This is a genomic window from Isoptericola sp. b515 (assembly GCF_030588125.1).
In the GTDB taxonomy this organism is placed as follows: domain Bacteria; phylum Actinomycetota; class Actinomycetes; order Actinomycetales; family Cellulomonadaceae; genus Isoptericola; species Isoptericola sediminis.
In genome coordinates, this window is the sequence record NZ_JAUQYR010000005.1 from 180,834 (window position 1) to 199,151 (window position 18,318).

15 protein-coding genes are annotated in these 18,318 nt (G+C 73.7%); 6 read left to right on the forward strand and 9 right to left on the reverse strand.

Annotation, left to right across the window (positions count from 1 at the left end):
- The first annotated feature begins 1 nt into the window (after position 1).
- The 4 genes from Q6350_RS14720 to Q6350_RS14735 are packed head-to-tail and all read left to right on the forward strand — an operon-like array spanning position 2 to position 7,954.
- Positions 2-2,989 (forward strand): DUF6519 domain-containing protein, encoded by a 2,988-nt coding sequence (locus tag Q6350_RS14720; protein ID WP_305066582.1) that lies wholly within the window; start codon positions 2-4, stop codon positions 2,987-2,989.
- Positions 2,990-2,994: 5 nt separating this feature from the next.
- Complete coding sequence (locus Q6350_RS14725; protein WP_305066583.1) at positions 2,995-4,701, forward strand: DUF4157 domain-containing protein; 1,707 nt, start codon at positions 2,995-2,997, stop codon at positions 4,699-4,701.
- Positions 4,702-4,712: 11 nt separating this feature from the next.
- Positions 4,713-5,882 (forward strand): DUF4157 domain-containing protein, encoded by a 1,170-nt coding sequence (locus Q6350_RS14730; RefSeq protein ID WP_305066630.1) that lies wholly within the window; start codon positions 4,713-4,715, stop codon positions 5,880-5,882.
- 29 nt (positions 5,883-5,911) lie between these two features.
- Positions 5,912-7,954, forward strand: a complete 2,043-nt coding sequence (locus tag Q6350_RS14735; RefSeq protein ID WP_305066584.1) for a DUF4157 domain-containing protein — start codon at positions 5,912-5,914, stop codon at positions 7,952-7,954.
- Between the two features lie 308 nt (positions 7,955-8,262).
- On the opposite strand, the gene Q6350_RS14740 is transcribed toward Q6350_RS14735, so the two are convergent.
- From Q6350_RS14740 to Q6350_RS14765, 6 genes are read right to left on the reverse strand one after another with little or no spacing between them, the layout of a single operon-like run.
- Positions 8,263-10,179 carry an ATP-binding protein gene (locus tag Q6350_RS14740; protein ID WP_305066585.1) on the reverse strand — a complete coding sequence of 639 codons (1,917 nt, stop codon included), beginning with the start codon at positions 10,177-10,179 and terminating at the stop codon, positions 8,263-8,265.
- Positions 10,176-11,435, reverse strand: coding sequence for a DUF4255 domain-containing protein (locus Q6350_RS14745; RefSeq protein WP_305066586.1), 1,260 nt, complete (start codon positions 11,433-11,435; stop codon positions 10,176-10,178). The genes Q6350_RS14740 and Q6350_RS14745 overlap by 4 nt, the downstream gene beginning before the upstream one ends.
- The gene (locus Q6350_RS14750; RefSeq protein WP_304603972.1) at positions 11,432-12,442 is read right to left on the reverse strand and encodes a hypothetical protein; all 1,011 of its coding nucleotides are present in this window, start codon (positions 12,440-12,442) and stop codon (positions 11,432-11,434) included. Before Q6350_RS14750 ends, Q6350_RS14745 begins: the two co-directional genes overlap by 4 nt.
- A gap of 6 nt (positions 12,443-12,448) precedes the next feature.
- Positions 12,449-13,186: a hypothetical protein gene (locus Q6350_RS14755; protein ID WP_304603973.1), complete on the reverse strand. Its 738-nt coding sequence runs from the start codon at positions 13,184-13,186 to the stop codon at positions 12,449-12,451.
- A gap of 7 nt (positions 13,187-13,193) precedes the next feature.
- Positions 13,194-13,715 (reverse strand): phage tail protein, encoded by a 522-nt coding sequence (locus Q6350_RS14760; RefSeq protein WP_304603974.1) that lies wholly within the window; start codon positions 13,713-13,715, stop codon positions 13,194-13,196.
- Positions 13,716-13,743: 28 nt separating this feature from the next.
- Complete coding sequence (locus Q6350_RS14765) at positions 13,744-15,273, reverse strand: phage tail sheath subtilisin-like domain-containing protein (RefSeq protein ID WP_305066587.1); 1,530 nt, start codon at positions 15,271-15,273, stop codon at positions 13,744-13,746.
- Positions 15,274-15,470: 197 nt separating this feature from the next.
- Between Q6350_RS14765 and Q6350_RS14770 the strand changes: the two genes are divergently transcribed.
- Both Q6350_RS14770 and Q6350_RS14775 read left to right on the forward strand, forming a co-directional pair.
- Positions 15,471-15,884 carry a hypothetical protein gene (locus Q6350_RS14770; RefSeq protein ID WP_304603976.1) on the forward strand — a complete coding sequence of 138 codons (414 nt, stop codon included), beginning with the start codon at positions 15,471-15,473 and terminating at the stop codon, positions 15,882-15,884.
- Positions 15,885-15,928: 44 nt separating this feature from the next.
- On the forward strand, positions 15,929-16,498 hold the full coding sequence (locus Q6350_RS14775; RefSeq protein ID WP_305066589.1) for a dienelactone hydrolase family protein: 570 nt from the start codon (positions 15,929-15,931) through the stop codon (positions 16,496-16,498).
- Positions 16,499-16,535: 37 nt separating this feature from the next.
- Here the strand turns inward: Q6350_RS14775 and Q6350_RS14780 are convergent, their stop codons facing one another.
- From Q6350_RS14780 to Q6350_RS14790, 3 genes are all read right to left on the reverse strand, one after another.
- Positions 16,536-16,826, reverse strand: a complete 291-nt coding sequence (locus Q6350_RS14780) for a DUF1905 domain-containing protein (protein WP_305066590.1) — start codon at positions 16,824-16,826, stop codon at positions 16,536-16,538.
- A 74-nt stretch (positions 16,827-16,900) separates the two neighbouring features.
- Positions 16,901-17,575: an SDR family oxidoreductase gene (locus Q6350_RS14785; protein ID WP_305066591.1), complete on the reverse strand. Its 675-nt coding sequence runs from the start codon at positions 17,573-17,575 to the stop codon at positions 16,901-16,903.
- A 195-nt stretch (positions 17,576-17,770) separates the two neighbouring features.
- Positions 17,771-18,253: an SRPBCC family protein gene (locus Q6350_RS14790; protein WP_304603980.1), complete on the reverse strand. Its 483-nt coding sequence runs from the start codon at positions 18,251-18,253 to the stop codon at positions 17,771-17,773.
- Between the last annotated feature and the right edge of the window lie 65 nt (positions 18,254-18,318).

Consider the following 18,318-nt stretch of genomic DNA (forward strand, 5'->3'; position numbering starts at 1 on the left):
CATGCACGCAGACCTCACCCGCTGGACGTTCGACCCCGCGAAGGGCTACCGCTCGGTGCTGCTGCAGCAGGGCCGCGTGCTGCTGGACGCCGAGTGGAACGAGCAGGCCTCGATCGCGGCTCACCACGACGAGACGCGCACCGCGGACGTGGTCGGCGCGGACGGCGGCCCGGCCCCGCACGACGGAGGGCCCGGGCCGTTCGCGGTCGTCGACGACTCCACGGGCCTCGCGCCGTCGGGCACCGCGTGGGGCGACCTCGCGGTGACGGGGGGCCGCTACTACGTCGACGGCGTGCTGGTGGAGTCGGCGGCGACGGTGCCCCTGGGTGACCAGCCGTACCTCGAACCCGGCGAACCCGGGACCGGGCGCTGGGCCGTCCGCCTCGACGTGCTCGACCGCCTCGTCACCCCCGACGAGCGGCCCGAGCTGCTGGAGTCGGCGCTCGGCGGCCCGGACACCGCGCTGCGCACGCAGACCGTCTGGCAGGTGCGGCTCGACGCCGCCGCGCCGGGCCAGGTGTGCTCGGACGTGGCGGGCGCCGGCGCGCGGACCCCGCGCAAGCTGAGGGTGCGACTGCAGCAGGCCGCCGCGACCGACGACCCCTGCTCGATCACCTCCGGCGGAGGCTTCACCCGTCTGGAGAACCAGCTCTACCGTGTCGAGGTCCACGACGTGGTCGGCGGCACGGCACGCTGGGTGTGGTCCCGCGAGAACGGGTCCGTGGTCGCCGGGCTCGACAAGCTCGAGGACTCGCCGCTGAACGGCACGCTGGCGCAGCTCACCGTCGACCGCACCGGACGCGACGACGAGCTGTCGATCGGCCAGGACGACTGGGTCGAGGTCACGAGCCCGCAGCGCCAGGTGCGCGGGCTGCCCGGGTGGATGGCGCAGGTCACCGACCAGTTCGACACCGAGCTGCACGTCGACTGGCTCGACGGCTCCCACCCGGCCTCGCTCGCGGAGGTCGGCGGGACCCCGCTCGTCCGACGCTGGGAGGGTCCGCCGACCGACGTCAAGACCACCTACGCGGCGCTCGAGGCGGGGATCGAGGTGTCCTTCCCGGCGGGCGGGGAGCCGGCCGTCGGGGACTACTGGCTGGTGCCGGCCCGCACCTCGCGCCTGGCCTACGGCGTCGTGGCCACGCACGGCACCGTCGAGTGGCCGTGGTCGGGCGCGGGCTCCGTCGCGCTGCCGCCGCTGGGGCCGGTGCGGCACTCCGCCGCGCTGGCGGTGCTGGACCGCACCTCGGCCGGGTGGACGCTCGTGGGCGACTGCCGCCACCTGTTCCCCGCCCTGACGGAGATGGTCTCGATCGACCTCGTCGGCGGCGACGGCCAGGAGGCGCTGCCCGGTTCCGAGCTGGCGCAGCCCGTGCGTCTCGTGGTGCGCAACGGCGGTCTGCCCGTCGTCGGCGCGCCCGTGCACGTCTCGGCGCCCGACGGCGGCATGCTGCGGGACCCGGACGAGCCGACGCCCGCCACGACGCCGCTGACCGTCCGCACCGACGCCGACGGGGTGGCCGAGGTCTGGTGGACGCTCCTCGCCGGCACCGGTGCGCCCACGACGCAGACCCTCGTGGCGCACCGCGAGGACGACCACGGCGCCGCCGTCGGCGTGGACGTGGTGGTCACCGGCCGGCTCAGCGTGGCCAAGGAGGTCGCCTGGACGCCGCCGTGCCCGGCATTCGGTGCGACCGGCACCGTGCAGGAGGCGTTGGACCAGCTGGCCACGACGCCGTCGCTCCGGCTGCTCGGCGGCGACGGCCAGGAGGTGGCTGAGCCCGGGGCCACCGTGCCGCGGGCGGTGCGGGTGGCGGTCGACAGCCCGTGCGGCCCCGTCGTCGGGGCCCGCGTGACGGCGACGGCGAGCCAGGGCGCCCTCGTGCTCGTCGTGCCCGGCGACGGTGCGGTGCCGGGCAAGCTCTCGGGTGCGGCGGGTGCGGCGGCGTCCGCGACCGCCACGACGGACAAGGCCGGCGTCGCGGCCTTCGCATGGCAGCCCTCGTTCTCCTCGGCGGCGCCCGGGTCGCCGGCGAGCGACGTGCTGTCCCTGGCCCTCCCCGACAGCGACGAAGCCACGGTCCGGGTCACGGCACAGCTCGATCCGCCCGGGTCACGGGTCGGCGGTGTCCACGTGCAGGAGGTCACGTTCTTCACCGGCACGGAGCTGGTCAACGACCACACCTACGGCTTCGCGGACATCGGCACCCAGACGTCCGGGATCGCCGTGGGGCTGGACGCACCGGTGCAGCAGGCCAGCGTCCAGGGCAAGCCCGTGGCACGCCTCCTGCTGGACCTGCCCTGGCCCGCCGGGCCCGAGACGGAGATGTTCGGTGCGCCGGCGTGGGCGCGGCGCACCGTCGAGATCGCGGGCGAGACCAACGCCGACGGGCCGCTCATCGTGTGGTGGTCCGTCCGTCCCCTCAGCGCCGTGCTCGCCGACGTGCTCCAACGGCTGCGCGAGCTCAAGGAGGCCGGCCAGCTGGCCGAGCCGGTGGTGCCGCTGCTGCTGCGGTTCCAGCTCGACGGATGGGCCGTCCTCGGGGAGGACGACGGGACGCACCTCAACGGCCACACCGACACCGTCCTGGACGACAAGGGCCGGACCCGGCTGGTCCTGCCCAGCACCGACGCCGTGACCGGCGGCCGGTTCGAGACGTGGTTCTGGTTCAGCGACGAGGGGACGCAAGCGGTCGGCCCCTCGTCCGGACGGCTGGACCTGACACGGTTCGGCACCGAGACCGGCCGGCTGCTGACCCGCCTGTCGGAGCGACGGGGCGTCACGCGGCTGCCCCTGGACGACCTCCCGGGCCGCACCCTCGGTTTCGTGGAGCGCCGGGCCGTCGACGCCGGCGTGACCCTCGACGTGGTCGAGGAGGACGCACCGGACGTGCGCCGCAACACCGTGCTGGGCACGGAGCTGCTCTCGGACGACGTGCTCCGCGTCCGGGTCTCGCGGGGGGCCGCAAGACCCGTGGGAGACGGGTGACGTCCGTGGGAGGCACTGCCGAGGTCGAACGCCGGACCGAGCGCGCGGCCACCGGGCCGGTCGCCCCGGCCCGCGTGCCGGCGTCCGCGCCGCCGACAGGCACCGCACTGCACGACGTCTCCGCCGTCGACCTCCACGCGCCGGTGGTGAGCGCACCGGACGACGCCGGGGAGCGGCAGGCCGCGCGTGCCGCGGACGACGTCATGGCGGGGCGCACGCCGTCGACGTCGGTCTCCCCCCGCGACAGCGGAAGCGCCCCGGGCGCACGGGGGCCCGCGCTGCCGGAGCGGGCCGGTGCCGGGGTGGAAGCGGCGGTCGGCGGGGGCGATCCGCTCGACACGGTCACGCGTTCGTTCATGGAGACGTCGTTCGCCCGCGACTTCTCGCAGGTCCGGGTGCACACCGGGGCGGCAGCGGCGGAGTCCGCGCACTCGCTGCACGCCCGCGCCTACACCACCGGCAGCGAGATCGTCTTCGGTCGCGGAGCGTACGCCCCGCACACGGTCGCCGGCCGTCACCTGCTCGCCCACGAGCTGACGCACGTGGCACAGCAGGGGCACTCCTCCGCAGGGCGCCCCGTGCAGCGACTGATCCGGCGTCGGCCCACCTCGTTGGCAGCGGTTCCCGCGGCGGAACGCCGTGCGATCACGATCGGCACGACGGACGTCACCGTGCCGCCCGCGCAGATCACCGAGTTCTTCACTCTCCTGCCCAGCGGCCGGCCCGGCACGACCCTGTCGGTCGGCGCGACCGACAGCTTCGGCCCGGGGATCCCGGTGTCGCTGCAGACCGGGCTCGGCAGCGTCGCCTCCTGGGTGGCGGGACAGACCAACGCCCTGCCGGTCAACACCAGCATCACGGTCGACCTCGACCTGACGGCGCACGGCGGCGCCCGCACCACCTACCGCTTCACCTACTTCGACCACACCACGGGCAGCGGCCGATCGGCGAGCAGCTCCCGCGTCATGCTCATCGAGCAGGTCGGCGCGGCGCTCACGGCGCCCACGCAGCAGACAGCGCCCGCCGGCAGCTCGTTCGCCGTCGGCACGGCGACCTTCCGCCTGGCCAACACCTGGAGCGATGCCGACTACACCACGCTCCGTCAGGCGATCGCCCTGCTGCCGGCCGCCGCCCTGACGGGTGCCTCCGGCCTCTCGTTCCGACGGGTGCGCACCGCCGCGGGCACGGAGGGCGGGCACTACGACCAGAGCACGGACACGGTCGAGATGAACGACCGCGCCTTCCGGTCCAGCAGCCTGCGCATCGGGCAGCACACGCGCGCGGTGCGTGACGTCCTGCACGAGATCGGCCACGCCCTCGACCTGCGTGTCCTCGAACGGGCCTGGACGACCTTCGACACGGCCGGTCAGACCGGTGCTGCACGGACCGCCCTACTGCGGACGCGCTCCAGGTCCGGCAGCCGGTACGTCGCCGCGGGTGGGAACTACGGGGTCGACGAGGCTCCGAACGACGTCACGCCCGCGTTCCGTGCCGCGGCCAGGCGTGACGGCGTCCGCCGCGACACGAGCGGCCGGACCACCCCGGAGGGCACGACGGCCACGCTCAGCGGCGGAGGCACCAGCTACTCGGACACCGACTACCAGGAGCTGTACGCCGAGTCGTTCGCGCTCTACGTCACCGAGCCCGACACGCTGCGGCTGCTGCGGCCGTCGAACTTCGCCTACTTCCGACGTTCCTTCCCGCGGCCATGAGCCACGAGCGCATGTCACGAGGGGTGCGGACGGCGAACCCGGCGCGCGGGGAGCTCGGCGAGCCTGCCGGGGGCCGCCCACTGCCCCTCGCCACCCGAACGGTGATGGAACGGAGCCTGGGCCACGACTTCGCCGCGGTCCGCGTCCACGTCGACGACACGGACCACCGGGCCCGAGGGCTGGGCGCTCGCGCGGTCACGCTGGGTCAGGACATCCACTTCGCCCCGGGCGCGTACGCGCCGGGCACGGCCGCCGGTCGCCGCCGGATCGCGCACGAGCTCGCGCACGTCGTCCAGCAGGGTGGGCGCGTGCCGTCGGGGAGGACGCCGGAGCGGGGCGGCGAGCACGCCGCCCACGCCGCCGCGGCCCGGGTCGCGGCGGGAGGGCGTGCGCACGTCGCCCCGCGTGCGGCGTCGGGCCCCCAGCTCGACGACGGCACCGCCCCGCCCGAAGCCCCGACGAAGGACGAGGACGCGCTGATCGGCGGGCTCAGGACCGTCGGCAACGAGCTGCTCAAGAACGAGAAGGTGAAGAAGGAGCTCGTCGAGCCCGTCACCGATGCCGTCGGCTCACGGGCGAAGCGCGAGTGGGGCTCGCTGTCCACGGGCGAGAAGGCTGGACTGATCACGTTCGGGGCCGGCGCGGTCGGTCTGGCGGGCGGCGCGATGCTGCGCGATCCGGCCGGCCGCAAGGCGCTGTCCGGCGTCAACCTGGCTGCGCCCGCCGGGCTCATCCCGTACGCGACGCTGCAGAGTTTCAGCTACACGCTGCCCGACGCGACGTCGCCGCGGTGGACGTTCAAGACCGGCTTCGACCTGACCGCCGTCCTCAAGCTCGGTGGCGACAAGCTCGACTGGAAAGGGCTGAGCCTGACCGCGGACCTCACATGGGACTACGACCCCGCGACGCGATCGCTGCGCCTTGTCGGAGGGACGGGCAGGCTCGGCCTGCTCCCCGGGCTCAGCATCGCGGGCGGCACCTACCCGGGCCTCCTCACGGCGCCCCGGTTGTTCCCGACCGACACCGGGTTCGTGGAGTCCCGGCAGTCCCTGCCCGGGGGTCCGAAGGCACCGGGCGTCCCCGACGTCCGCGTCATGGTGACGTTCGACGTGCTGGCGTTCGCCCGGTCGGGAATGGTGCCGGGGATCGCCGCGGCGTTCGGGTCCTCGAAGAAGCAGTAGCCATGATCGGGGCCACACATAATCACGAGATGTCCAGCAGCGAGAACGCCGGCCGTGTCCGCTCCAACGACGGCGCGGTTTCGAAGGGGGTGCGACTTTCTTCGGGGACAGCCACATACTTCGGAAGGCTGTATGGACACGACTTCTCATCCGTGCGCGTCCACACCGACACGCAGGCCGACGACATTCGGCACCTCCGGGCCCAGGCGTTCACCCTCGGCTCGGACATCTACTTCGCGCCCGGACAGTACGAGCCGGACACGACCGAGGGGCGCCGGCTAATCGCCCACGAGCTCGCCCACGTGGTGCAGCAGCAGGGGCACCACCCGGCAGGGATGACGCCCGACCGGTTTGGTGAAACGGTCGCGAATGACGCCGTCCAACACGTGCTGGCTGGCCGTTCCGCAACGGTGCCGGCGAGGACGCCGAGCGGACCGCAGCTCGACGACGGCGGGCCAGCAACCGGAGCACCGAGACAAGCGCCGCTCACTCCCGACGAGCTCTGGAAGGTGGCACAAAGCGTCCGCGGGTTCGAGTCGACCTCAGGTGGCAAGGGCGACGACTACCGTTCGAAGCCAGCAGCCCTGCCCCAGCACGCACTTGAGGTAGACGAGACTGGACGACTCCCGAAGGGGGCACCACTCGGCAAGGGCTACGAGACGGTCGCGGCCGTGCAGGTGCTCGACGCCGAAGGCAGCCAGGTCGCCATCGGCACTGGAATCTTTCACGGCGGCGGAACCGACGATCACGCGGAGGCGCGCGCTGTGCGAGGGCTTGACCGGGACACCCCGGCGCGCATCGAGGGTGGGAAACTCGTGGTCGTGGGCGACCAGATGATCTGTCCGACCTGTCGCGCCCGACTCCTCATATACGCCGAAAGCCGCGGACTGACAGTGATCGAACCGCACGAACCCTCCCGTGCAAAGGTTCGAGGAACCGGCACCGTCTCCCCGAAGACGGCTTCTCGATCATCCACCCAGGGCGAGATGCCTGCACTGTTCGTCGTACGGCGTCTGCCGATCTCGGTGAGTTCGTCCGGTGGCGATGGTCGCGCAGCTGCCCCCAGCAAACGCTTGTCTGCACCCCCGAAGGCGCCGAACACCCGGTCGACGGACTCGACCGTCGGGTCCACAACGCCGCCGAGGACGGAGACCTTGAGGAAGGGCACCGTCAGCATCAAGCTCGAATCGGGTGGCAAGCAGCGGCTCACACTTCAGGAGATCGACGCATCAGGGCTTTCCGTCGACAAGGGCACGCATCTCTCCAAGTCGCCGTCAGGAGCAGCACTCGTTCACGCGTACTCGGCAGCACGGATCGGCCGGCAGCTCCTAGAATTCGGGGCGACGTCCTCCGACAGTGACACGGCAAAGAAAATCCTCCGAGTCACGCACCCGCTCGAGTCGTACCTGTTGTCCAAGGTGACCGACGCGGAGCACGACTTCTTGGCCGACCACCCAGATCCAAGCTCCCTCAAGAGTCACGTCGATGCGGGGAGGCTGCGGGGCGTGTACGAGGCAGCGTGGATGCGTCTGTCCGCACCGCAAGGCGCGCGCATTCTGATGGCGATCGCCGTTGCCATCACTCCCGAGGAGCAGCGGGGAAACGAGTGGCACCAAGCCGCGGAGTACGTCAGGCAAGGTACGGCAGGCGTCAATCCAGCGGACCTCGAGGCCTTCCGCTCGGCAGCCTCTGCCTACCAGAGCCGCATGATCGACACCTTGCAGGAAGTTGCGGAGTACCGGCCGAACCTGCCGCAACTGGCTGGGGAGATCGAACAGCGCGCCAATGTGCTTGGGCGGATCGCCAACGACCTCGAGGAGGTGTGGTTTATGGCCATCCAGCGCATGCCGTTGGCGTTCTACGTCGTCCCGGACCTTCTCGGTGAGGCAGGGTTGATCCGGCAACTCTCGTCGCGGATGTCCTTGTTCGCCGCGACGGTCCGGTCGCGCGACCGCGCGTACGAGCGGGTGGACGAGGAGTTCCATGCCCGGCTCCTCCAGGTCGAAAAGCACCTCGACAACCCCCGCGCCGCCGCGAGCGCAGCTATGAGGCGTCGCATGCATCGACGCTGAGGGAGGAGCATGTCGAGCAACCTTCAGCGGTCGGCTAGGTCCTAGGCAACACGCCGTACATCTCTGGGCTCACGGCCCGTGATGCGCGCCGGGTTCGAAGGGCGGACAACCCGCCCGCCGAATACGTGGTCTGGCATGAATGCTCCGCCATCCGCGTTTACACGGACGAGCGCGCACGCGGGGCGCGTCCGGCGGCGGCTGCAGCTACAGCCCCGCACGGCGGACGTCCAAGACGTCATGCGCGCCGTGGGCGCCGCTCGCATTCGGGGCGCCCGCAAGGTCTGCGACTCAGGAGCTCAAACGGGCACTCAGCGGACAGGTGATGCCACCCGTCCCGTCTTGGCCAGCTCCCAGCGCACCGCCTGCCCGAGGTGGTCCATGGTCACCACCCCGCCGTCGGCGGCAGCGAGGTAGGCGGCCTGCAGCGCCGCCGCCGCGATGGCCCCGCCGGTCAGGTCGGCATCGGCCAGCCGCGCGAGCGACACGTCCGCTCGGGGCAGTGCTGCGGGCAGGCTCAGGTCCCACATGCGCTCGCGGGACGCCCGGTCCGGCGAGGGGAAGTCGACGACGACAGCCAGTCGCCGCGTGAACGCCGGGTCCAGGGCGGAACGGGCGTTCGTCGTCAGGACGGCGAGCCCGCCGAACGCCTCGAGCCGCTGGAGCAGGTAGCCGACCTCGACGTTCGCGTACCGGTCGTGGCTGTCCTTGACCTCCGACCGCTTCCCGAACAACGCGTCGGCCTCGTCGAACAGCAGCACCATGCCGCCGTCCTCGGCGGCGTCGAAGAGCCGCGCCAGCCGCTTCTCCGTCTCCCCCAGGTACTTGTCCACCACCTGCGACAGGTCCACGTGCACGAGGTCGAGGTCCAGGTCGTGGGCGATCACCTCGGCGGCGAAGGTCTTGCCCGTGCCGCTGCCGCCGGCGAACAGTGCGGCCGTGCCGCGGCCCCGCCCCGACCGGGCCCCGAGTCCCCAGTCGTCGAGCACGCGCGCCCGGTGCCGCACGGTCGCGGCCAGCGCCCGGAGCTGGTCGAGCTGCCGCTCGGGGAGCACGAGCTCGTCCCACCCGGCGCGCGTCGTCCGGACGCGGGCCAGGGTGCCGACGTCCGCCCGGGGACGGCGCCGGCACGCCTCCCACAGGCCCACCCGCGCCGTCTCCTCGGCGACGGGACCGAGGTCCGGCAGCGCGAGGTCGAACGCCCCGGCGGCTCGGTCGACCTCGGCGGGGGCGACGCCGACCCGGGCTCGCCCCAGGGCGTCGGTCAGCAGGTCGCGGCGCTCCCCCGGCCCCAGCCGCGGGACCTCCACCACGCTCGTCCCGAGCGCCTCGGCGACGCCGTCGGGACGGCTCGACGACACGAGCAGCACGGGCGCCGTCGTCCCGGTGAGGAGCGGGCCCAGCACGCGCGCCGTCGCGACCGGCAGGTCGTCGACGTCCAGCACCCACCCGACCCGTCCGAGCACGGACTCACGGACCAGCCGCCGCACCGTCGCCGGCACCGGGGCGTCGGCGAACACGTCGGCACCCAGCAGACGCGGGCGCACGCCGGCGGCGAGGCACGCGGCGGCCGCGAGCGCCCTCGCGCTCCGCGGTTGCGGCCCGCGCAGGAGCACCGGTCCGGCGCGTCGCCGGGAGACGACGTCGGCGACGACCCGGGCCGGCGTCGCGGTGAGGTGCACCGGGGCCTCCAGCGGACTGCTGGCGAGCTCGAGGCGCTCGTCGAGGACGTCGAGGCCGACCAGGTGGTGCACGACGCGCTCGTCGGGGACGAGGGGCCCGGCCACCACGCTGTCCGGGTCGGCGAGGCGGACCAGGTGCCAGCGCCGCAGCGGACCGCGGTGGGTCACGGCGTCCCAGTGGGCGCCGGGCAGGAGCTCGAGCGCGGTGCCGAACGTCGCGCGGGGTGACCCGAAGCGCTCGGCGAGCTCGCGGCCGACGGCGCCGACCAGCTCGGGTCCGCAGGCGAGCAGCAACGTGGCCCGCTCGAACGGCGAGAGGCCGAGGCCCTGGGCGATCTCGTCGAGCGGTGCGGTCGCGTGGCTGCCTCTCCGGAGCGCGGCGAGCGCACGGCCCGCCGGGGTGGGGTCGGTGTCGGTGAGGTGCGCGCGCACCACGGCCAGCTCGGCGACGGTGAGGTCCCGGCGGGCTCCGTCGTCGTCCGGCGGGTCAGGCGCCGATCCCTGCGCGGCGGCTCCCGGGTCGGTGTCGTCCGGCGCGAGGGTCACGGGATCGTCACCGCCGGGGCGTCGTAGGTTCCTTCCGTGCCCAGGGTCGGCACGGAGTCCACGCCGTCGACGGTGACCCGGACCAGCCAGTCACCGGCCACGAGCCCGTCGTCGGGCACGTCCAGCGCCGTGAGCGCCGGTCCGGGCGGCACGGGAGCGAGCGTGAACGAGACCACCGGCTGGTCCTGGTCCGGCGGGTCGGCCGGGTCGACCAACCGGCCGAGCGCCACGACGGGGCGCTGGCCCTCGACCAGCGGCGGCTGCACCGGCACGTGGACCTCACCGGCGCCGGCCGTCACCGCTCCGACGGTGGGCACGACGACCAGCGGCACGGCGGCCGAGCGTGCGAGCGTGCGCTCGGGCTCGCCGGTCGTCGGGTCGGCGGGCCGGGTGTGAACCACGCGCAGGGGCTGGACGCCGGCGGGAACGTCGGCGGGCAGCGTGACCGTCATGCGCGCGGCGGTCGAGGTCGGGTCGGGGGTGAGCCGGACGCCGCCGACCTCCACGTGGGCACGGGCGGAGGCCAGCCCGGAGCCCTCGACCACCAGCACGGACCCGGTGACCGCAGGGCCGCCGTCGGCCGTCGTGACCGCGACGACCCGGGGCCGGGCGACGGGCCGGGCGTCGATCTGGCGGGTACGGACGGGCAGCGCGCGGCGGCGGGGCGCCTCGGCCTCGAGGACCACGACCGTCGCGGTGTAGGTCTGGGAGAGCAGGTAGGGGGTACCGAGCACGCCCCACAGCTTCGAGAGCTCCTCGAGCGAGAGCGGCGTCGGGCTGAGCTTGACGGCCTCGGCCTGGTCCGCGAGGTCGGCGCGCTGCAGGAACGTCGTGCCGGTCTCGCCGCCGTAGAGCGCCGTGGCGTCCTCCACGACGTCGCGGGTCAGCACGGGGTTGGCCGCCAGCGCCAACTCGGCGCGGGCGAGATAGCGCTCCGGCTCCAGCGCTGCCTCGTCACCGTAGGCGGTGATCAGGTAGGACAGGTCGAGCGCCGCGACCGGAGGCTGCACGACGGCGCCCCCGCGGCTGCGGGTCGGCAGGTCGGTGAGGTTCCACGCATGGTTGGGCGTGACCTGGTAGAGGAAGACGTTCAGCCCGCTGGCGGGGTTCGTCTCGGTCCCGAGCTCACCGAGCCGCGCGGGGCTCAGGGTGGTGACCTTGCGCCCGGCGACGGGGTCGGGCTCGGCGTCGACGGCCTGCTGGAGCAGGTAGCGCACGGTCGAGGTGACGGCGGCGATCGCGTGGGTGTTGCTCATGACCATCGCCGCCGCTGCCGGGCGAGGTAGTCCGCGTGGTCGATCGGGCGGGGTTCCGCCGCGCCCGAGATGGGGGCGGGCGCGGGCGACGGCCGGCGGACCTCGACGCGGTCGATGTGCACGTGCACCTCGCCGGACGGCACCTGCGGCAGCTCGCTCGTGCCCGGGACCAGCCGGGCGGCCTCGTCGGACGTCAGGGTTCCTCGCGCCACCAGTGCGGGCGCCACGTGGTCGCGCAGGAGCTCCTCGGGATCGAGCGGCCGCCCCGGCGGAGCGGCCGTCTCGACCCGGCGACGGCGGGCGGGACGCGGGGTCGGGCTCTGGTCGGGACCCGTACCGGAAGAACGCGTATCCGGCCGGCGCACGGCTGCCGGCAGCGCGTCGTGGGACCGGGTGGATGGCGGTGGCACAACACCGGCAGGCGGGCGGGGCGCCTCGGGCGGTCGGGACGGCACCTCGACCGCGGGACGTGCCGCCGCGGCGCTCGCGGCGGCGACGGCCGCGCCCACGGACGGGGGCGGACCGCCCGGTGCCGGGTCGACGGGTGGCGCCGGGACGGGGGGTGACCCGCCGTCGTGCGGCGGCGCACCGGATGGCGTGACGAGGGCCGGTGCGGGCCGGGCAGCAGGGACGTCGGAGGGCGGGGCCTCGACCGGATCGGGCGAGCGCGGGTCTGGATCGTCCGCCACCGGCATGGCGCCGCGCCCCCGCCGTGCCGCCGGGGGTGTGCCGTGGCGCGTCGCCGGGGCCGGGCCGCCCTCGTCCTCGTCCTCGTGCTCGTCCTCGTGCGGTCGCTGCTCCGGCGTCGCGGGCCAGGTCGCGGGCCGACCCTCCTCGGCCGCGGGCCACGTCCGCGACTCCTCCGCGCCCCGGGACGGCGGCGGATCGGGCGAGACAGCGACGTCGGCGAACGACAGGGGCCGGCGCAGCCGCACGGACCCCGCACGGGACGGCGGACCGGGCGAGACCGCTGCTCGCCCGGCGATCCGGTCGAAGACGTCGGTCATGGCCGGTCACACCCGGGTGCGTGCCAGGTCGAGGTAGGCGTCGAACCGTGCCGGCGAGAGCTCGAGGACGTCGTGCTCCGACCACCCGAACGCCCCGCAGAGCGTCGCGACCTCGGCCAGGGTCGCTCGCGCCTGGTCCGTCACCCGGTCGGTGAGCAGCCGGACGACGTCGACGTCGGCGAGCACGTCCTCGCCGCACTCCGGGCATCCCAGCCGCACGGACGCCCCGGCCGCACCCGCCAGCCGCTCGGCCGTCGCCGCCACCCGGACCGCCAGGTCCGCGTCGTCGTCGGGCCCCGTGCCGGCGGGCCAGGACACGCACCGCCGGCGCAGCGTCGCCGCGGGGTCCGGCGCGTCGAGCGCGGCCAGCACGTCCGCGGTCGTCGGCCCGCGCACCTCCACCGCACCGACCCGGACGGCGGACGGGGTGACGTCGGCGTCGGCCAGCACGTCGTCGAGCGGCAGGGGCACGTCGAGCAGCGCCTCGCAGGCCGGACACGTCAGCACGGTGTCCAGCACGGGCCCGACCCGGTCCCGCAGGTCGGCCAGCGCGGCGCGCGCCGCCACCGCGAGCGGCACGTCGCAGGCCGCCCCCAGGTCCGGGGCGAGCCCACGGGCCACCAGCACCGCCGCGCCACGGGCCGGCGGCGCGGTGGCCGACAGCAGCTCCCACAGCGCGAGCGTCGCGGCCCGCGTCACGGGACGGTCCGCCGACACCAGCCGGTCCGCCGCGACCGACGGCATGGTCTAGTCACTGCCCGGCGAACGACGGCTCCGTGGGTTCGACGACGGCCTCGTCGCGCTCCCAGCCCTCGTTCTCGAGCTTGATGGTCTGGATGGCCACGCCGTTGGCGTTCGCGTCGAGCTCGGGCAGCGGCTGGTACTCCGAGACCCAGGCGCGGTACACCTTGTACGAGAGCACCACCTGCCCGGCCTCGTTGTAGACCTCGATGATGAGGTCCTTGCGGAAGTCGCGCAGCGAGACCTCCGACCCGAGGCCCGCGCCGTAGTTCCAGACCTTGTTCGCCCACTGCTCGAACTCGGGGTCGTGGGTCACGCCGCGTTCCAGCGTGATGGGCTCGTACTCGGTGCGTCCGGGCGACTTGCGGCTCGACGAGACGTCGCCGCCGTGCCGGTGCTTGACCACCTCGGTGGTCTTCTTCAGCGCACTGACCTTGGACACGCCCGCCACGTACCTGCCGTCCCACTTCACCCGGAACTTGAAGTTCTTGTACGGGTCGAAGCGGGTGGCGTTGACCGAGAACTCAGCCATCGGGACTCCTTCACGAGTTGGTGCGGCGCTAGCGCGCGGCAGCCGTCTTCTGCTGGATCGAGACGATCACGAACTCGGCCGGCTTCAGCGGGGCGAACCCCACCTGGATGTTCACCACGCCCCGGTCGATGTCGTACTGGCTCGTGGTCTCGCCGTCGCACCGCACGAAGAACGCGTCGCGCGCGCTGGTGCCCTGGAACGCGCCGCGCCGGAACAGGTCCTGCATGAACGCGCCGACACCGAGCCGGATCTGGGACCACAGCGGCTCGTCGTTCGGCTCGAACACGACCCACTGCGTCCCGCGGTAGAGGCTCTCCTCGAGGAACAGGGCCAGCCGCCGCACCGGGACGTACTTGTAGTCGTCGCTCAGCACGTCGGCGCCCCGCAGGGTCCGGGCCCCCCACACGACCGACCCGGCGTCGCGGAACGTCCGCAGCGCGTTGTAGCCGGCGGGGTTGAGCTGCCCGTTCTGGTCGTTCGTCAGCGTCGACTCCAGCGCGACGACACCGGTGAGCCCCGCCTCCAGGCCCGCGGGCGCCTTCCACACGCCTCGGGCCGCGTCGGTCCGGGCGTACACGCCGGCGACGGCGCCACCCGGCGCGAACGTGTCGACCTGGCCCCCGCGCAGCGGGTCGGCGTGGCGCACGCGCGGAAAGTAGACCGCGGCGTTGCGGGCCACCTCACCCGTCACACCGAGACCATCGGCCCAGGCCGCGAAGCCCTCGACCGTCTGCCCCGGCTTCGGGTCCACGACGAGGAACGCCCTGCGGGACGCCGCGTACTGGGCCGCGAGCGGCCAGACCGAGTCGTGCAGCGACCCCGACGGCGTCGGTGGCGGCAGGACGACGATGTTGACCAGGTCGACCGTGTCGAGGGCGTGGAAGCCGCGGCCGTCGTCCGTGTAGTCGTCGGGTTCGACGGCCGCGCCGTCGGTTCCCTCGTCCCCGGTGGCGACCGTGTAGGTGTCCTCCCCCGGTGCCGACGTCGACGACGCCGACGCCTGCCTCACGAGGCGGGAGGACTCGAGGAGGTTGGCCAGTCGCGCCGGCCCGTCACCGACGGTGACGTTGCGGTACACCTCGGTCTCCTCGCCGAGGCTCAGGGTGAGCGTGAACAGGTCGTCCGGGTCCACCCCCTGGGCCGCGCCGATGTCGGCGGCGTCCGCGGTCGCGGGGTGGGTGACGACCCCGACGAGGTCGTTCGCCCACTCCCCCGGGCCGTGGGCCTCCAGCGTCACGTCGCCGACCACGAGCTGGGCCGCCGCGGCGTCGTGCGTGGGGTCCGCGTCGCCCTGGCGCGCGACGCGGACCACGTAGGCCGGCCCGCCCCCGTTGAGGTAGAAGTCGCGCACGGCGTAGCCGAGCCCGCTGGAACGCACCAGCCCGCCGAAGGCCCGCTCGAAGTCGGTGAAGCTGCCGATCCGGACGGGGGTGTCGAGGGGACCACGCCGCGCGGTGCCCACGAACGCCGTGATCGACGTGGCCACACCCGTCACGGTGCGGTTCCCGCTCGGTACCTCGGTGACGTACACGCCCGGGTACGGGGTGGAGATGCTCATGAGGACTCCTTCGACGCTGCGGCGTGGCCCTGCCCCGACGACGTTCCACCGCGCGCGTCAACCACCCGTCACCGGGCTGTCACACGGACCCCGCCCCGTCATGACGGCGTCGTGACCGGGCGGTGACGGCTCCCGGGCACGATGGTGCCCGTCCCGGAGCCGGTCCCACCGGCCGACAGGGTCCAGGGGGTGTCGAGATGGTGAGCATTTCGGTGGTCGAGCGCGTCAGCGTCGCCGACGGGCCGTCGTGGACGCTCGACGTCGACCTGGAACCGGACGCCTACGTGGTCTCCGAGGCCACGCTCGCGCGGCACGGGCAGGCCGGTGACCGCGTCGAGGTCACGCTCGTTCCCGCGGGCGTCTCCGTGACGCTGCTGGCGGTCTCGGCGGTCGACGAGACCGGGCGGCCGGCGGTGGTCCGGGTGACCCCCCGCGGCGACGTGGACGGCGCGCCGCTGGCGGTGCACGGCGCGCTGCTCCTCGCCAACGCGGACGTCGTCGGCGGACTGGTCCCGGTGGGCGGGCCCGTCCAGGTCCTCGACCTCGTCAACGACGGCACGGCGGCGATCAGTGTGCGGGTCCTGGCCGCGTTCGACGAGCTCGACGGCTAGAGCCCTCCGTGTCCGTGTCGGGGGGCCGTCGTAGCGTGTTCCGCATGGCAGAGATCGTGCTCTTCCACCACGCGGGGGGCCTGACCGACGGCGTCCGTTCCTTCGCGCAGCAGCTCCGCGACGCCGGGCACACCGTGCACACGCCCGACCTCTTCGAGGGGCGGACCTTCGCCGACGTCACCGACGGCGTCGCGTTCGCCCAGGCCGCGGGCGAGGGCACGTTCGCACGCCGAGCGGCCGCCGTCGTCGCGGACCTCCGGACGGACGTGGTCTACGGCGGCATGTCGATGGGGATCGCGCGCGCCACGGAGTGCGTCCTGGAGCGGCCCGGCGCCCGGGGGGCGTTCTTCCTCTACGGCGCCGTCGACCCCGCCTGGTGGGACGCGACGTGGCCGGCCGACGTCCCGTCCCAGGCGCACGTCACCGAGGACGACCCGTGGCGCGAGCCGGAGGCCGAGGAGGCATACCTGGCGGCCGTGGCCGGCGGAGAGCTCTTCGCCTACCCGGACGGCGGGCACCTGTTCGCCGAGCCGGGACATCCCGACCACGATGCGCGCACCGCCTCCCTGGCGACGCAGCGGGTCCTCGATCTCCTGGCCCGCCTCTCGCGCTGACGAGGCGGAGGAGCCGTGGACCCGACTCCGCCGTGTCCTAGCTCAACCGCCGCGACAGGTGCACCGTGACCGTGTCACCGACGTCCTTGCCCAGCCGCTTCCGCACCTTCGCGTTGAGCGACAGCATGAGCTCGCCCCGGCCGGTCGGCATGAGGCCGACGTTCTCCAGGGCGACGCCGTCGACCGTGGCGTCGACACGGACCGAGCGGCCGGTGCCGAGCAGCTCGGTGGCGCCGGGGAGCTCGACGCAGGGCCAGACGTCTCCCTTGACGTCGACGCCGACGGGCGCGGTGACGGTGTGGTCGAGGTCGGTGGGCGGCGTGGTCATGGGTCTCCTCCTGTCGTCGGACAACTGTCCAGGGGGTGACGCCACGGCCAGGCAATACTCATCGGTCGGTGCCGCTACTCGCGGCCCTCCTCGAGCGGGATGAGCATGGTCCGGAAGTCGCCCGGGGTGCTCGCCAGCTCCCAGACCTGCTCGGCGACGTCCTCGATGCCGTTCTCGAGCTGCAGCTTCGGGATCGCGCCGGGGATGACGAGCTGGGCGACACGGATGCCCTCGTCCGCCAGCGCGTCGTGCAGCATCTCGCCGTAGGCGCTCTCGGCGGGGAACGCCACCGAGGTGCCGGCGAACCCCGCACGGGCCTTCACCGAGGTGCCGCCGTTGATCAGCACGATGCTCCCCTCCCCCTGCTCGCGCATGCCCGGCAGCACCGTACGCACGGCGGTGACGAGTCCCAGCGCCGAGAACTTCAGCGCGTCCAGTGCGAGGTCCGGCGTGAGGTCCAGGACCGGCTTCAGGTACTCGCGGGCGGGCAGCGGGCTGTACTGCAGCGCCGTGATCGGGCCGAGGTCCGCGGCCGCTCGCCCGAGGGCCACCTCGAGCGAGGCGCCGTCCCGCACGTCCGCCGCGTAGCCGCGGGCCGTCACGCCGTGCTCGCCCAGCTCCTCGGCCAGCGCGTCCAGCTTGGCCAGGTCCCGCGAGATCAGCGCGACCGCGTACCCCTCGCGGCCGAACCGGCGTGCGACCGCGGCTCCCAGGTTCGGTCCGGCTCCGATGATGGCCAAGGTCGGCATCGAGGTCTCCTTCTGTCGTCGGTCCCTCTCGCCCGGACGCTACCCGCGAGAGCACCACCGGGCACGACGAGGCACGGCCGCTCCGCGCGAGCGGCACCTCCCGCAGACCCCGGGCACCGAGCCGTCGACGATGACCAGGCAAACGGTCGGACCGTCGTCCGTCGGCCCGCCCGTGCGTGCTCCCGCACCGCGCCCCTACGCGGTCGCCGTGCCGCTCTCGACCGCTTCCTTGATCCGCTGCAGGCGGTCGTGCACCAGCCTGTCGGGTCCCCGGCCCTCGAACCGGTCGATCAGGCGTTCGTACAGCGGCGGGTCGTGCACCATGACCGTCAGGGTCATCCGCGTGCCGCCGCGCTCCGGCTCGAAGACGTGCGACAGGGTGTACAGCGCGGTCTCGTGCCGCGGGTGCTCCCACCGGCTGAACGACATCGTGGGCTGCATGGCGATGTCGATCCGCTCGTCGGGCACGACCTCGACGTACTCCAGACGATCGTCCTCCTCCATCACTCCTGCGCTGCGCGAGAGGCGTGCCGTCGTGCCCACGCCGTCCGGGGACGTCGAGGACTCCACGACGTGCTTGGGGTCGCCGGCGAACAGCTGCTCGGGATCGAGGCAGTAGGCGTACACGCGGCCGGGCGTCGCGTCGATGTGGATGGACTGCTGGACCCTGGTCCTCACGTCAGTCATCTTTCTCACCCCCTCTCGCACCTCGCGAGGTGGGATCTCCACACCTCCAGGCTACG